Annotated in this window: 13 protein-coding genes; 3 read left to right on the top strand and 10 right to left on the bottom strand. The window is 53.4% G+C overall.

Going from position 1 to position 14849, the window contains the following annotated elements:
* Positions 1-403: 403 nt before the first annotated feature.
* From hemG to pepQ, 4 genes are read right to left on the bottom strand one after another with little or no spacing between them, the layout of a single operon-like run.
* Complete coding sequence (gene hemG / locus B9P82_RS24030) at positions 404-949, bottom strand: menaquinone-dependent protoporphyrinogen IX dehydrogenase (RefSeq protein ID WP_101701061.1); 546 nt, start codon at positions 947-949, stop codon at positions 404-406.
* A gap of 11 nt (positions 950-960) precedes the next feature.
* On the bottom strand, positions 961-2412 hold the full coding sequence (trkH, locus tag B9P82_RS24025) for a Trk system potassium transporter TrkH (protein WP_003017848.1): 1452 nt from the start codon (positions 2410-2412) through the stop codon (positions 961-963).
* A gap of 38 nt (positions 2413-2450) precedes the next feature.
* Complete coding sequence (locus B9P82_RS24020) at positions 2451-3065, bottom strand: IMPACT family protein (RefSeq protein ID WP_065554888.1); 615 nt, start codon at positions 3063-3065, stop codon at positions 2451-2453.
* Positions 3065-4396, bottom strand: coding sequence for a Xaa-Pro dipeptidase (gene pepQ, locus B9P82_RS24015; RefSeq protein ID WP_101701060.1), 1332 nt, complete (start codon positions 4394-4396; stop codon positions 3065-3067). The genes B9P82_RS24020 and pepQ overlap by 1 nt, the downstream gene beginning before the upstream one ends.
* Positions 4397-4585: 189 nt before the next feature.
* Between pepQ and fadB the strand changes: the two genes are divergently transcribed.
* The gene (fadB, locus tag B9P82_RS24010; RefSeq protein ID WP_095715758.1) at positions 4586-6775 is read left to right on the top strand and encodes a fatty acid oxidation complex subunit alpha FadB; all 2190 of its coding nucleotides are present in this window, start codon (positions 4586-4588) and stop codon (positions 6773-6775) included.
* A gap of 9 nt (positions 6776-6784) precedes the next feature.
* Entirely contained in the window at positions 6785-7948 is a 1164-nt protein-coding gene (gene fadA / locus B9P82_RS24005) for an acetyl-CoA C-acyltransferase FadA (protein WP_101701059.1), read from the top strand.
* A gap of 213 nt (positions 7949-8161) precedes the next feature.
* Here the strand turns inward: fadA and B9P82_RS24000 are convergent, their stop codons facing one another.
* The 4 genes from B9P82_RS24000 to ubiD all read right to left on the bottom strand — a co-directional run bounded on the left by B9P82_RS24000 (position 8162) and on the right by ubiD (position 12533).
* Positions 8162-9142, bottom strand: coding sequence for a LacI family DNA-binding transcriptional regulator (locus B9P82_RS24000; protein WP_047416482.1), 981 nt, complete (start codon positions 9140-9142; stop codon positions 8162-8164).
* Positions 9143-9149: 7 nt separating this feature from the next.
* Positions 9150-10064 (bottom strand): ROK family protein, encoded by a 915-nt coding sequence (locus tag B9P82_RS23995; RefSeq protein ID WP_080860410.1) that lies wholly within the window; start codon positions 10062-10064, stop codon positions 9150-9152.
* Between the two features lie 233 nt (positions 10065-10297).
* Positions 10298-10999 carry an NAD(P)H-flavin reductase gene (fre, locus tag B9P82_RS23990; RefSeq protein ID WP_003828903.1) on the bottom strand — a complete coding sequence of 234 codons (702 nt, stop codon included), beginning with the start codon at positions 10997-10999 and terminating at the stop codon, positions 10298-10300.
* A 40-nt stretch (positions 11000-11039) separates the two neighbouring features.
* Positions 11040-12533 carry a 4-hydroxy-3-polyprenylbenzoate decarboxylase gene (gene ubiD / locus B9P82_RS23985; protein WP_016155145.1) on the bottom strand — a complete coding sequence of 498 codons (1494 nt, stop codon included), beginning with the start codon at positions 12531-12533 and terminating at the stop codon, positions 11040-11042.
* A 204-nt stretch (positions 12534-12737) separates the two neighbouring features.
* Between ubiD and rfaH the strand changes: the two genes are divergently transcribed.
* Positions 12738-13226: a transcription/translation regulatory transformer protein RfaH gene (gene rfaH, locus B9P82_RS23980; protein ID WP_047358740.1), complete on the top strand. Its 489-nt coding sequence runs from the start codon at positions 12738-12740 to the stop codon at positions 13224-13226.
* A 5-nt stretch (positions 13227-13231) separates the two neighbouring features.
* On the opposite strand, the gene tatD is transcribed toward rfaH, so the two are convergent.
* On the bottom strand, positions 13232-14014 hold the full coding sequence (gene tatD / locus B9P82_RS23975; protein WP_101701058.1) for a 3'-5' ssDNA/RNA exonuclease TatD: 783 nt from the start codon (positions 14012-14014) through the stop codon (positions 13232-13234).
* A gap of 41 nt (positions 14015-14055) precedes the next feature.
* Positions 14056-14847, bottom strand: coding sequence for a Sec-independent protein translocase subunit TatC (tatC, locus tag B9P82_RS23970; RefSeq protein ID WP_016155142.1), 792 nt, complete (start codon positions 14845-14847; stop codon positions 14056-14058).
* Positions 14848-14849: the final 2 nt, after the last annotated feature.

Here is a 14849-nt window from a genome sequence, read left to right as displayed (position 1 = left end):
GTTAGGCCTGCCGCCAGCGTTCAATCTGAGCCATGATCAAACTCTTCAATTTAAGTTTGATGCTCGTGAATTAAACTTCGTAATGAATTACGTGTTCACTCAGAGACTTGGTATTCATTTTTCGTCTTGCGACGTTAAGAATCCGTATCTTCGAGTGCCCACACAGATTGTCTGATAAATTGTTAAAGAGCAGTGCCGCTTCGCTTTTTCTCAGCGGCGCGGGGTGTGCATATTACGCCATCCCGCTGGAGAGTCAAGCGTTTATTTTCGCTTTTCTCCGCTGACCCGGCGGTTTGTAATCCGTTGTTCCGTGTCAGTGGAGGCGCATTATAGGGAGTTATTTCAGGCTGACAAGGGGAAATTTAAAATAATCTTCCGAGTGCGTATTTTTTATTCTTTGTGCTTATTTTGACAACGTTTTGTGGGTTAATTGGGCGATTTCCCGCGCGAAACCCGCGACCTGTTCCCAATCGGTATACACCACTTCTTTATTGGTATCTGTTTCACCGCCTGACATCTTCATTATCAGTTGGATCATAACGCGGTCATACCAGCGATAGCGTGGATACAGCAAAGCGCCAGCAATAACCGCACTGCGATCAGGCCGCCACGGCGAACTCATCAGGAACTTACGCGCATAGCTGTTCGTTTGCGGCGTGCGTTTCTCCGGTTTACGGGCAACCAGGTTTACGGAGTAGAAGGCACTCGGCATCGCGTTCAGCCGCGTGGCATGCTTTTTCACAAACTCCTGAAAAGCTGCATGGTAATGACCATAGCGAATCGAGGCGCCAATCACCACGCTGTCATAATTTTGCCAGTCAGGCTCCGCGGTACGATGCAAATTAACGACATCCGCCCAAACACCCAGCTCTTTGAGTTCAGAAGCCAGATACTCGGCGATTTCACGCGTTTGTCCGTCCCGGGAAGAAAAAAGAATCAGTGTTTTCACGTGTTACTCCATTATTCACGCCAGAAAGTAGGGGTAAAGAGTACCAGCAGGGTAAAGACCTCCAGACGACCAAACAGCATATTGGCAATCAGGATCCACTTCGCCACGGGGTTCATACTGGCAAAGTTGTCGGCGACAACCCCCAGCCCTGGCCCCAGGTTATTCAGCGTCGCCACAACAGAGGCAAACGCGGAGAAGTCATCAACACCGGTCGCAATAATCGCCAGCATACTGATAATAAAGACCAGCGCATAGGCAGAGAAGAATCCCCACACAGCTTCAAGGATTCGCTCCGGCAAAGCACGGTTACCCAGCTTGATACTGTAAACCGCATTCGGGTGGACCAGTCGTTTCAATTCGCGGTTACCCTGCTTAAACAGCAACAGGATACGAATCACCTTCAAGCCACCGCCCGTCGAACCGGCACAGCCGCCAATAAAAGCAGAACATAGCAACAGCACCGGCAGGAACAGCGGCCAGCGGGCAATACTGTCCGTAGTAAATCCGGCGGTCGTCGCCATCGATACCACCTGAAAAAAAGCCTGGTTGATGGTCGTGAGTGCCGAACCGTAGGTATTGTGTATCCACAGCACCAGCGTACAGACAGCCACCAGCGTAAGCTGCACCCCAATGAACATGCGGAATTCTGGATCGCGCCAGTAGACCTTCAGGCTGCGACCGCTGAGTAAAGAGAAGTGCAGACCATAGTTACAACCGGAGATCAGCAAGAAGATAGCAATAATGGTGTTAATCGTGGGACTGTCGAAATACCCCACGCTGGCATCGTGTGTGGAAAAGCCGCCGATGGCTATCGTAGCAAAGCTGTGCCCAATAGCGTCAAACGCGGGCATCCCGGCAAACCATAGCGCCAGCGCACACGCCACCGTCAGTAATACATAGATAAGCCACAGCGTTTTCGCCGTTTCGGCAATACGCGGACGCATTTTGTTATCTTTCAGCGGGCCCGGCATTTCTGCCCGGTAGAGCTGCATCCCACCGACGCCAAGAATAGGCAGAATAGCCACCGCCAGCACGATGATCCCCATCCCGCCGAACCATTGCAGCATCTGTCGATAAAAGAGGATAGCGTGTGGCAATGAATCCAGCCCCACCAGCGTTGTCGCCCCCGTGGTGGTTAATCCGGAGAAGGATTCAAAAAAAGCGTCGGTTATCGTGAGGTTAGGGCTTTCCGCAAAGATGAACGGTAGCGCACCCACGCTACCCAGCACGGTCCAGAACAAAACGACAATCAGAAACCCTTCGCGCGATTTCAGCTCGCCCTTCTCTTTACGGTTTGGCCACCACAGCATGGAGCCGATCGCCAGAGCAACGAAGAAAGTTTGAGTAAACGCACGCCCTGCCCCATCGCGGTAGATGAGCGCTACCAGTCCGGGGATAATCATTGTCCCCGAGAATAAGATGACCAGTAGTCCAACGATTCGGGTGATGGCGCGAAAATGCATCTCTGCCGCTTCCTTAGTTCTTTAAAATGAGGTGGGGATTATTCTTCAATCGCTAACAATTGCAATGAACCACGACTAAAATCCGCCAGTTTTGCCGAAAATTCATCCACTTTGGCATAAGGAAGCGCCACCCTGAGCCGAACAAAAGCCTGGTAATCACTGGCAACAACTTTACCGTCAAACTGCCCCAGCAAAGCTTCAATGCCTGCCAGCTGACCGTACTCACACTGCAAAGTATATTCGGTTAATGGCGTCTTGCGCTGCGTCGTTAACTGACGCAACGCCTGATTCACGCCGCCACCGTAGGCTTTCACTAGCCCACCCGTACCCAGAAGGATACCGCCGTAGTAGCGCACCACCACCGCGGTAATCTCACCGATGCCACTCCCCATCAGCTGCGCGAGCATCGGTTTGCCTGCCGTACCTGCCGGTTCGCCATCGTCTGAAAATCCCAGCTGCTGCGAGTCATTGGGCGCGCCCGCCACCCACGCCACACAATGGTGGCGGGCGTCCGGGTGTTCCGTTTTGACTGACTCAACAAACGCTTTCGCCGCTTCTACGCCGTCCGTATGGGCGAGCAGCGTAATGAAGCGGCTTTTTTTGATCTCTTCAACGACGCTTACCGGCGCCGCAGGGATTAACCAACTGTCCATTACGCCAGTTTTAAATCCCGTGTCATGTTTTCGATATTGTTCTCGTGGACCACCACGTTGTCTTCAATTCGAATACCGCCGAACGGTTTCAGGGCTTCAATTTTCTGCCAGTTGAAGTGTTTGCTGAACTGCCCTTCACGCCACGGCGCCAACAGCGATTCAATGAAGTAGATGCCCGGTTCGATGGTCAGGACCATGCCCGGTTGCAGCACGCGGGTGCAACGCAGGTAAGGATACTTCGACGGCGCGGCCAGATGCGTACCGCTGTCATCCTGCATAAAACCAGCGACATCGTGTACCTGCAGACCCAGCGGGTGACCAATGCCATGCGGCATAAACGGCCCGGTAAGATCGTTTTCCACCATCGCCTCTTCACTCATATCAGTGACGATTTGATGCTTACGCAGCAGCTTCGCGATGCGCTGATGGAACTGAATGTGATAATCCACATAGCTGGTGCCCGCTTTCATAGTGGCAATCAGCGCCAGTTGCTCGTCATTCACATCCTTCACCAGATGCGCATAGTCGTTGTCGCTTTTCGCCGACCACGTACGCGTCAGGTCTGCTGCATAGCCGTTGTATTCCGCACCGGCGTCCAGCAGGAAACTGCGGATTTCAGACGGAGCCTGATGATCCAGCCTGGTATAATGCAGAACCGAAGCATGCTCGTTAAGCGCCACGATGTTGCTGTACGGCACGTCGGTGTCGCGATGACCGGTAGCAGTCAGGTAAGCGAGGTTGATGTCAAACTCGCTCATCCCGGAACGGAACGCTTCTTCCGCGGCACGGTGTCCATTCACCGCCATTTTCTGTGCTTCGCGCATACAGGCCAGTTCGTAATCTGTTTTGTAAGCACGATAATAATGCAGGTAGTCGATAACCCCTTTCGGGTTGATATTGCTGGCCGCGATGTCCAGCTGCAGCGCGCGTTCCGGAACCGGACCGATGTAACCGATATTGCCGCGAGCAGCAGGCAGCTGGCTACCGATACCATCAGCTTTTGGCAGCGCGATGATCTCAATTTCTTCCGTCCAGAAGGAGGTCGGCAGCGGCTCAACGTTGTGCCAGTAATCGACCGGCAGGTAGAACCACAATTTCGGCTTATTCACGCCATCCACCAGCAACCAGCAGTTAGGAACCTGCGTTACAGGCACCCAGGCTTTGAATTGCGGATTGACCTTAAACGGATAGGGATGATCGTCGAGAAAGACGTTAACAAGTTCTCCTGAGTGAATAAGTAACGCATCCAGCTTGAAGCGCTCCAGCGCGTCGCGCGTCCGTTCTTGTAGGGTAACGATATGATTTTTATAGAGTGCGGCCAGTGATTCCATTTTCTATCCTTCTGTTTTTTTGACCTCAAGTGTCCGCATCTTAGCACATCGTTTTGTGAGTGCGTGATTTCTGCCGAGCGTGATCAAATCGTCATTTCTTTAATCATTCATTTGCATTTTATTAACATAAAACACACACTTCGATTCATCTGGTATGACCAGATCACCTTGCGGATTCAGGAGACTGACATGCTTTACAAAGGCGACACCCTGTACCTCGACTGGCTGGAAGATGGCATCGCCGAACTGGTGTTCGATGCCCCAGGCTCAGTCAATAAACTCGACACGGCCACCGTTGCCAGCCTGGGCCATGCGCTTGACGTGCTGGAAAAACAACCGAATTTAAAAGGGCTGCTGCTGCGTTCTAACAAAGCAGCCTTTATTGTTGGTGCCGACATCACCGAATTCCTTTCACTGTTCCTCGTGCCTGAAGAGCAACTGAGCCAGTGGCTGCATTTTGCCAACAGCGTGTTTAATCGCCTGGAAGATCTGCCTGTTCCGACTCTCTCAGCGGTTAACGGCTATGCGCTGGGCGGCGGCTGTGAGTGTGTCCTGGCGACCGATTATCGTCTGGCTACGCCGGACCTGCGCATCGGCCTGCCAGAAACCAAGCTGGGCATTATGCCAGGCTTTGGCGGCTCCGTGCGTATGCCACGTATGCTGGGTGCGGACAGCGCGCTGGAAATTATTGCTGCGGGTAAAGATGTGGGTGCTGAGCAGGCGCTAAAAATCGGTCTGGTCGATGGCGTAGTGAAGCAAGACAAACTGCTTGATGGCGCGATCGCGGTATTACGTCAGGCGATTAACGGCGACCTCGACTGGAAAGCCAAACGTCAGCCGAAGCTGGAGCCGTTGAAACTCAGTAAAATTGAAGCGGCAATGAGCTTTACCATCGCCAAAGGTATGGTGGCGCAGACGGCAGGTAAGCATTATCCCGCACCGATTACCGCGGTAAAAACCATTGAAGCAGCGGCCCGTTTTGGCCGTGAAGAAGCGCTGAATCTGGAAAATAAAAGCTTTGTTCCACTGGCGCACACCAATGAAGCCCGCGCACTGGTTGGAATTTTCCTTAACGATCAGTTCGTGAAAGCCAAAGCCAAAAAGCTCACCAAAAATGTTGAAGTGCCAAAGCAAGCGGCTGTGCTGGGCGCAGGCATTATGGGCGGCGGCATCGCTTACCAGTCGGCCTGGAAAGGCGTGCCGGTTGTCATGAAAGATATCAACGACAAATCATTAACGCTGGGTATGACCGAAGCGGCCAAGCTACTGAACAAACAGCTGGAGCGCGGCAAAATTGACGGTCTGAAAATGGCGGGCGTTATTTCCACCATTCACCCCACCCTCGACTATAGCGGTTTCGAACGCGTGGACGTGGTAGTTGAAGCGGTCGTAGAAAACCCAAAAGTGAAAAAAGCGGTACTGGCGGAAACCGAAGATCAGGTTCGCCCGGACACCGTACTGGCTTCGAATACTTCCACCATCCCAATCAACGAACTGGCCAGCGCGCTTAAGCGTCCGGAAAACTTCTGTGGGATGCACTTCTTTAACCCGGTGCACCGTATGCCGCTGGTTGAGATCATTCGCGGCGAGAAAAGCTCGGATGAAACCATCGCTAAGGTTGTCGCCTGGGCAAGCCAGATGGGCAAAACGCCGATTGTGGTTAATGACTGCCCTGGTTTCTTCGTTAACCGCGTGCTGTTCCCCTATTTTGCCGGTTTCAGTCAGTTACTGCGCGACGGGGCGGATTTCCGCAAAGTCGACAAAGTGATGGAAAAACAGTTTGGTTGGCCGATGGGCCCGGCTTATCTGCTGGACGTGGTAGGTATTGATACCGCGCACCACGCGCAGGCGGTGATGTCCGCAGGCTTCCCTCAGCGTATGCAGAAAGATTATCGCGATGCGATAGACGCCCTGTTTGATGCTAACCGTTTCGGGCAGAAAAACGGTCTCGGATTCTGGCGTTATAAAGAAGACAACAAGGGCAAGCCGAAGAAAGAAGAAGATGCCACCGTTGACGATCTGCTGGCAGAGGTCAGCCAGCCGAAACGCGACTTCAGCGATGAAGAGATTATCGCCCGCATGATGATCCCTATGGTCAACGAAGTAGTGCGTTGCCTGGAAGAAGGCATTATCGCCAGCCCGGCAGAAGCCGATATGGCGCTGGTATACGGTCTGGGCTTCCCTCCGTTCCACGGCGGTGCGTTCCGCTGGCTGGATACGCTCGGCAGCGCGAAGTATCTCGATATGGCTCAGCAGTATCAGCACCTTGGTCCGCTGTATGAAGTTCCGGCCGGTCTGCGTGATAAAGCGCGCCATAACGAACCGTATTATCCCCAGGTTGAGCCAGCCCGCCCGGTTGGCAGCCTGAAAACGGCTTAAGGAGTCACAATGGAACAGGTTGTAATTGTTGATGCGATCCGTACCCCGATGGGCCGTTCGAAAGGGGGCGCGTTTCGGAACGTGCGTGCAGAAGATCTCTCTGCACATTTAATGCGTAGCCTGCTGGCGCGTAATCCGGCGCTGGAGCCAACCGCGCTTGATGACATTTACTGGGGCTGTGTGCAACAAACGCTGGAGCAGGGTTTCAATATCGGCCGTAATGCCGCGCTGCTAGCGGAAGTTCCGCACTCCGTTCCGGCCGTCACGGTCAATCGCCTGTGCGGTTCGTCCATGCAGGCGCTGCACGATGCGGCGCGCATGATCATGACTGGTGATGCTCAGGCGTGCCTGATTGGCGGCGTTGAGCATATGGGCCATGTGCCAATGAGCCACGGCGTTGATTTCCACCCGGGTATGAGCCGCAACGTGGCGAAAGCCGCAGGGATGATGGGCCTGACCGCAGAAATGCTCTCCCGCATGCACGGCATCAGCCGTGAAATGCAGGACGCTTTCGCCGCACGTTCACACGCTCGCGCCTGGGCTGCAACACAGTCTGGCGCTTTTAAAAACGAAATCATCCCGACCGGCGGTCATGATGCCAACGGCGTGCTGAAGCAGTTTAACTACGATGAGGTTATCCGTCCGGAAACGACCGTTGAAGCGCTCTCCACCCTGCGCCCGGCGTTCGATCCGGTTAACGGAACGGTGACTGCCGGTACCTCTTCTGCACTCTCCGACGGCGCAGCGGCGATGCTAGTAATGAGCGAAAGCCGCGCCCGTCAACTGGGTCTGACGCCGCGTGCCCGTATTCGTTCGATGGCTGTTGTCGGCTGCGATCCGTCAATCATGGGTTACGGCCCGGTTCCGGCCTCAAAGCTGGCGCTGAAAAAAGCGGGGCTCTCCACCAGCGACATCGGCTTGTTTGAGATGAACGAAGCCTTTGCCGCTCAGATCCTGCCGTGTATTAAAGATCTGGGGCTGATGGAGCAGATCGATGAGAAGATCAACCTCAATGGTGGGGCGATCGCCTTGGGTCACCCGCTGGGCTGTTCTGGGGCGCGTATCAGCACCACCCTGCTCAACCTGATGGAACGCAAAGACGTGCAGTTTGGTCTGGCGACGATGTGTATCGGGTTAGGTCAGGGTATCGCAACGGTATTTGAGCGAGTTTAATCAAAGCATGCCGGGGGCGCTTCGCTTGCCCGGCCTACGAAATGTTATCTCAAAGCCATTGGTGCCAGAACAAGGCGGCAAGCGAATGAATCCCGATGAGCTTACGTATAGTAAGTGATTCGGGTGAATGAGCGAAGCCAACACAGTTATGGTGCCAATGGCGAAGAGAGAAAGTTTAGTTGCCGTTCTTCCCGCCTGTCAGGGGCGGGTTTTTTATTTCCCTGAACTACCACGCACCACTAACTGCACCGGCAGCAGCAGATTCTCTTCCTGATTTTCTTCCAGCAGTAAACGCAGCGCTTCACGCCCCAGCTGTTTTTTATCAACCGCAATGGTAGTCAGCGGCGGATGTGACCAGGACGCAGCATCGATATCATCAAATCCCACCAGCGCAAGATCTTCCGGGATACGTATACCCTGCTGCGCACACACCTGCTGAACAACCATCGCTGCCGCGTCGTTATAGGCAAAAATGGCATCGGGCGGCTCTGGCAGTCTGAGTAGCTCATTAACCGCATCCACCAGAGATTGCTCGGTATCCAGCAGCGGCGGCGCAACAACATCGTACTCTGGCGGCATTAGCAAACGGGCTTCATACAATGCCTGACGGTAGCCCTTTTCACGCTGACGGATGCTGTAGTGCGCGAGCGTACTGGCAAGAAAAGCAATGCGGCTGCGGCCTTGTGCAATCAGATGTTGCGTAGCCAGATAGCCGCCCAGAGTATTGTCAGGATTCACGCAAGGCAGTCCTGGCGCCCAGAGATCCACCAGCACCAGCGGCAATTTCATCTGTTGTAGCAGCCCAAGCAACTCAGGTTCAAAAAATCCCGCGCAGATTAGCGCATCAGGCTGGTGCAGCATTACCTGCTCACTCACTGCATCGCCTGGACCTATAGAGAGAAAGCTCAGCGCAACCCCCTTTTCGCGACACAGATCTTCTATCCCCAGCAGCAGTTGAGAGTAAAACGGTAAAGCCCGGCTGATATTGTGCTGGCGATGCAGTAAAAACAGGACACGTTTGATTTTGTCTGCGCGCAGGCGTGAAAAATCATAACCCTGCTGCTGCGCCACTGAAATAATGCGCTGTCGGGTCTCTTCACGCAGCCCCGGTTGCCCTTTTAGCGCGCGGGAAACAGCGCCAACCGAGACGCCACAAGCGTCGGCAATGTCTCTAATACGTACAGGTTTCGTCATTTCAGTCTCATGGATTTACTGTGGCTTGTTGCGCCCCCAGCCAGGCTGCGCCGCGTACGCCGCTGCTGTCGCCGTGGCGGGCCTGAACGATCGGTGTGCGGCACTGTTTACCAAACACGTACTGCGCCACTCGCGCCTGTAAGCCTGAGTACAGTAAATCGATATTGGATACCCCGCCCCCCAGCACGATAACATCGGGATCGAGCATATTCACCACACTCGCCAGCGCGCGAGCCAGTTGATCGCAATAGCGTTCCCATAACAAACAGGCGTCTGCATCACCCGATGCTACCCGTTGCATAATTTGTGGCACACCCATATGTTGCGCGGTGTGATTCATATACTGGCGCTCCAGGCCACTCCCCGAAATAAAGCTCTCAATACAGTTCAACTGTCCGCAATAGCATGTCACTTCAGCCCCGTCCCGAGATCCGTGGTAGCGCGGCAAGGCATTATGCCCCCACTCTCCGGCACAGGCGTTAGGGCCGGAGATCAACCGGTTCTCGATGCACAGACCACCGCCGCATCCGGTACCGAGGATCACGCCAAATACCACGCTATGCCCACGCCCACTACCGTCCATCGCTTCTGACAGGGTAAAGCAGTTGGCATCATTGGTAACGGGCACTGGCATTCCTAATGCACGCTCGAGATCTTGCGCAAAGGCCTGCTGATTCAGCACCAGAATGTTGGAATTCTTAATCAAACCTTCGCTATCCACCGCACCTGGCACCCCGACGCCAACCGATAAAGGCTGATTAATGGCCTGCATAGCCCTGGCTATCATCTCCGTCACGGCCTGGAAAAAATCACTGTAACGGTGCTTTGGTGTCGCACATCGTTCGCGGTAAACAATTTCACCCGCGTTATCAATCACCACCGCTTCGATTTTAGTCCCGCCGATATCCAGTCCGAGCCTCATGGTTTTTCCTCATTTGCATCTCACAATGTGATGCGGTTTAGCTTGCCTATTTTGTTTACTAAACACATGGAGAGCTGTCACAAAAACTCAATTTATGTTTGAGTGACGGACATATTATGTTTACTAAAAAATAATTATGATGAGAAAGAGAGGCAATGATGCCGGGCCTGCGCCCTGCTAATTGGAAGACAGATGATTGATGGATGCGCCGGAAGGGCTCCGGCGCACAGCGCTTAAATGAACGCGAAAGCGTCGCCAAACAGGCGATCTTCACGCGCACTGCGTTCATTACAGAACAGATCGCGCGCGATTTTGGCCATTTCAAAACGACCGGCAATGTAGATATCGTGCTCAGCCAGGGTACCGTAATCCTGCAATACCGCCGTTAACACGGTTCCCGTACGACCACGCCAGCCGTCTTCTGGCTGTTCCACCACTGGCTCAACGCGCAGATTCGGGTGATTAACAGACAACGCTTCCAGTTCGGAGAGATCGTAGAGATGCTTCTCTTCGCGCCCACCCCAGTAAATGGTGATATCGCGGTTTGGATTACGTGCCAGCGCAGTAAGCAGAATGGAACGCACGTAAGAGAACCCTGTACCACCGGCAATCAGGATCAGCGGGCGCTCGTCTTCATCACGCAGCCAAGCTTCGCCATGCGGAATGTCGACCTTGATTTCCCGGTCTTTCAGAATGCGGTCCATCACAGCCATGGCATAAAGATTTAGCTCAGAGGCGCCAACGTGCAGCTCAATGAATCCTTGCTCGTCCGGCGTGGATGCCATGGAGAACGGACGCTTATCCCTTTCGTCCATCACGACCATTAAATACTGGCCAGCACGAAAGGAAAACGCCGCGTCTGGCACTAAACGAACGCGATATACGGTATCAGTGATAGCTTCTACCGAGGTCACTTTACAGCTTAAGGTTGTCATGCGCTCTCTCTGTCGGATCAATAGGCAAAACGATCGCGCCTCAGGCGCTTTTGCCGTCATTAAAGATGGCCAGTTCATCCCAAATTGCGTCAATACGCGCAGTTACTTCAGGATCTTTTTTAATCGGGCGTCCCCATTCGCGTTGGGTTTCGCCCGGCCATTTATTTGTGGCATCCAGCCCCATTTTTGAACCCAGGCCGGAAACCGGCGAGGCAAAGTCCAGGTAATCAATTGGCGTATTCTCTACCAGTACCGTATCCCGGGCCGGGTCCATACGGGTAGTAATTGCCCAAATCACATCATTCCAGTCGCGTGCATTGACATCATCATCGCAGACAATAACAAATTTGGTGTACATAAACTGGCGCAAAAACGACCAAACACCCATCATGACGCGTTTGGCATGACCAGCGTACTGTTTTTTCATCGTCACCACGGCCAGACGATATGAACAGCCTTCCGGAGGCAGGTAAAAATCGACGATTTCCGGGAACTGCTTTTGCAGAATAGGAACGAAAACTTCGTTCAGCGCCACACCAAGCACCGCGGGCTCATCAGGCGGACGTCCGGTATAAGTAGAGTGATAAATCGCCTCTTCACGCTGGGTAATGTGCGTAACGGTAAAGACCGGAAAGCTATCTACTTCGTTGTAGTAGCCGGTATGATCGCCATACGGTCCTTCCGGGGCCAGCTCACCCGGTTCGATATACCCTTCCAGCACGATTTCAGCACTGGCGGGCACTTCCAGATCGTTGGAAATACATTTGACCACTTCGGTCTTGGTGCCACGTAACAGCCCGGCAAATGCGTACTCGGATAATGTATCAGGGACGGGCGTCACGGCCCCCAGAATGGTCGCAGGATCTGCCCCCAACGCCACCGAAACCGGGAAGCGTTCTCCAGGATGCGCCGCACACCACTCCTGGTAATCGAGTGCGCCGCCGCGGTGGGACAGCCAGCGCATAATGAGCTTGTTTTTGCCAATCAGCTGCTGGCGATAAATACCCAGATTCTGCCGCTCTTTATGTGGGCCACGCGTTACGGTTAGCCCCCAGGTAATCAGCGGTGCGGCATCTTCCGGCCAACAGGTCATAATCGGAATACGGTTTAAATCGACGTCATCACCGGAGTAGATTTTTTGCTGACAAGGCGCACCGCGCAACCGCTTAGTCGGCATGTTCAGCACCTGCTTAAACTGCGGCAGCTTATCAAACAGATCGCGGAATCCTTTCGGTGGCTCCGGCTCTTTCAAAAACGCCAACAGTTTACCGACTTCCCGTAGTGCCGAGACATCTTCCTGCCCCATCCCCATCGCAACACGCTTCGGTGTGCCAAACAGGTTACACAGCACCGGCATTGAATAGCCTTTAGGATTCTCAAACAGTAACGCAGGCCCGCCAGCACGCAGAGTGCGATCGGCAATTTCAGTAATTTCCAGGTGGGGATCCACCTCAAGCGAAATGCGTTTGAGCTCGCCCTGCTGTTCAAGCAGCGTCAGGAAGTCGCGTAAATCGTGATATTTCATGGCGTCCATTGTGGCCTCTTCGTAAGCGCTTCATTATACGGCGTTCATCATTGTGATGCTGTATTTTTGTTAAATTAGCGTGAACTCTGGCGATACATATAAGCCCTGGGAGTATATACCCGTTGGGTTTCAGCCTGCTTTGAGGTGGGTATAATTAACTTAACTCATGGCTTTTGCTATGCTAGCGCTCAGAACAAGCGGATAAGAGTTATTATGCAATCCTGGTATTTACTGTACTGCAAACGTGGGCAACTTCAGCGAGCCCAGGAACACCTGGAAAGACAGGCGGTGAACTGCCTGACGCCTATGATCACCCTGGAAAAAATGGTGCGTGGTAAACGTACCACAGTCAGTGAACCGCTATTCCCTAATTACATGTTTGTCGAGTTCGACCCGGAAGTGATCCACACCACCACGATCAACGCCACGCGTGGTGTCAGCCATTTCGTTCGTTTTGGAGCGACGCCTGCGACCGTCCCATCCCCCGTAATTCACCAGCTTTCTATCTACAAGCCTGAAGGTATTGTTGACCCGCAAACCCCTCAGCCAGGGGACAGCGTGATTATTACTGAAGGGGCGTTTGAGGGACTGAAAGCGATCTTCACCGAACCGGATGGCGAAGCGCGTTCCATGCTACTGCTTAACCTCTTGAATAAAGAGATTAAGCAGAGCGTGAAAAATACCGGTTTTCGAAAGATATAAGCCGTTTAGAAGGTCACTTCGAACAGCGTTCTGACGTTGGCATCAATGGTTGCTGACAGCCATTGAGGATCTTCCCCACGCCAGTGAGCAATTCGCTCAAGAATATGCGGCAGGTGCGCCGGTTCATTGCGACGTGACGTCGGTTTAGGCGTTAAGTCGCGAGGGAGTAGATAAGGTGCATCGGTTTCTATCAGCAGTCTTTCCACCGGAATAAACGGCAGCAGCTCCCGCAGTTCCATCCCCCGGCGTTCATCACAGACCCACCCGGTGATACCGATATAAAGCCCTCGGTCCACACAGTCCTGCATCTCCTGGCGCGAACCGGTGAAACAGTGCAGCACCGCGCCTGGGAGGCTGTCGAGCCACGGCTCCAGCAACGTCAGAAAACGCTCATGCGCATCCCGACAATGCATGAAAATCGGCATCTGCAGTTCAGCAGCAATGCGCAGTTGCGCTTCAAAAGCACGTTCCTGCTCCTGCGGCGTGGAGAAATTGCGATTGAAATCCAGGCCGCACTCACCAATAGCGACTACCTTCGATTGGTTTGCCAGCGCGATGATCTCGTCTTCCGTAGAGGATTGCCATTGGCTGCTGTCATGCGGATGCACGCCAGCCGTGGACCAGCAATGCGGATAATGCTGCGCCAGCTTTAACGCCTGCTGGCTTTCGTGAAGGTTTGTTCCGGTCAGAAGCATACCGTTTACGCCCGCAGCAAAGGCGCGCGCCACGACCTCATTCCGGTCTTTCGCAAATTGTGAACTGGTTAAATTAACGCCAATATCAAACATGCTTCCTCCCATATGACAACCGCCCTGACGGGCGGTTGAATTTATTCTTCAGTTTTCTCGGTGGCTTCGGCTTCTTTTGCTTCTTCAGCCTCGTTGTCCTCATCTCTAGTACGTCGCTTACCGACATAGAAACGAGAGAAGAAAACACCCACCTCGAACAGGCAGTACATCGGTATCGCCAACAACGTTTGCGAGAAGACATCTGGCGGAGTCAGTAGCATCCCGACGACAAAGGCACCCACCACAACATAAGGACGCTTTTTGCGTAAATCATCTGGCGTCGTAATGCCCATCCAGCATAGCAGCACGATGGCGACAGGCACCTCAAAAGAGACACCGAAAGCCATAAATAGCGCCATTACAAAGCTGAGATAGCTGGCAATGTCCGTTGATACCTGCACGCCTTGCGGAGCCGTGTTGGCCAGAAAACCAAACGCTAACGGGAAGACAACAAAATAGGCGAATGCCATGCCGATGTAGAACAACAACGAACTGGAGACCAGCAGCGGAACAACCAGACGGCGTTCATGTTTATACAACGCCGGCGCAATAAATGCCCACACCTGGTAGAGGATCACTGGCGCTGACAGGATCAGCGATACCATGAAGGTCAACTTGATTGGGGTAAAGAACGGCGAAGCCACATCGGTGGCGATCATCGTTGCACCCTGCGGCATCTGTTTAATCAACGGCGCCGCGACCATATGGTAAATGTCGTTGGCAAAGTAAACCAACGCCAAAAAGATCACGATTACCGCAATGATGCAGTTCAGGAGTCGCTTACGCAGCTCAATAAGATGCGTGATGAGCGGTTGGGTATCTTCTACAGCCATGT

Source organism: Citrobacter sp. L55, from assembly GCF_002850715.1.
GTDB lineage: Bacteria > Pseudomonadota > Gammaproteobacteria > Enterobacterales > Enterobacteriaceae > Citrobacter > Citrobacter braakii.
This window is presented reverse-complemented; position numbering and strand designations above follow the sequence as displayed.

What these genes read in the sequence shown, in the direction of transcription:
- trkH (WP_003017848.1), bottom strand. Translation starts at nt 2,412, where the DNA reads ATGCATTTTCGCGCCATCACCCGAATCGTTGGACTACTGGTCATCTTA.
- B9P82_RS24020 (WP_065554888.1), bottom strand. Translation starts at nt 3,065, where the DNA reads ATGGACAGTTGGTTAATCCCTGCGGCGCCGGTAAGCGTCGTTGAAGAG.
- pepQ (WP_101701060.1), bottom strand. Translation starts at nt 4,396, where the DNA reads ATGGAATCACTGGCCGCACTCTATAAAAATCATATCGTTACCCTACAA.
- fadB (WP_095715758.1), top strand. Translation starts at nt 4,586, where the DNA reads ATGCTTTACAAAGGCGACACCCTGTACCTCGACTGGCTGGAAGATGGC.
- fadA (WP_101701059.1), top strand. Translation starts at nt 6,785, where the DNA reads ATGGAACAGGTTGTAATTGTTGATGCGATCCGTACCCCGATGGGCCGT.
- B9P82_RS24000 (WP_047416482.1), bottom strand. Translation starts at nt 9,142, where the DNA reads ATGACGAAACCTGTACGTATTAGAGACATTGCCGACGCTTGTGGCGTC.
- B9P82_RS23995 (WP_080860410.1), bottom strand. Translation starts at nt 10,064, where the DNA reads ATGAGGCTCGGACTGGATATCGGCGGGACTAAAATCGAAGCGGTGGTG.
- fre (WP_003828903.1), bottom strand. Translation starts at nt 10,999, where the DNA reads ATGACAACCTTAAGCTGTAAAGTGACCTCGGTAGAAGCTATCACTGAT.
- ubiD (WP_016155145.1), bottom strand. Translation starts at nt 12,533, where the DNA reads ATGGACGCCATGAAATATCACGATTTACGCGACTTCCTGACGCTGCTT.
- rfaH (WP_047358740.1), top strand. Translation starts at nt 12,738, where the DNA reads ATGCAATCCTGGTATTTACTGTACTGCAAACGTGGGCAACTTCAGCGA.
- tatD (WP_101701058.1), bottom strand. Translation starts at nt 14,014, where the DNA reads ATGTTTGATATTGGCGTTAATTTAACCAGTTCACAATTTGCGAAAGAC.
- tatC (WP_016155142.1), bottom strand. Translation starts at nt 14,847, where the DNA reads ATGGCTGTAGAAGATACCCAACCGCTCATCACGCATCTTATTGAGCTG.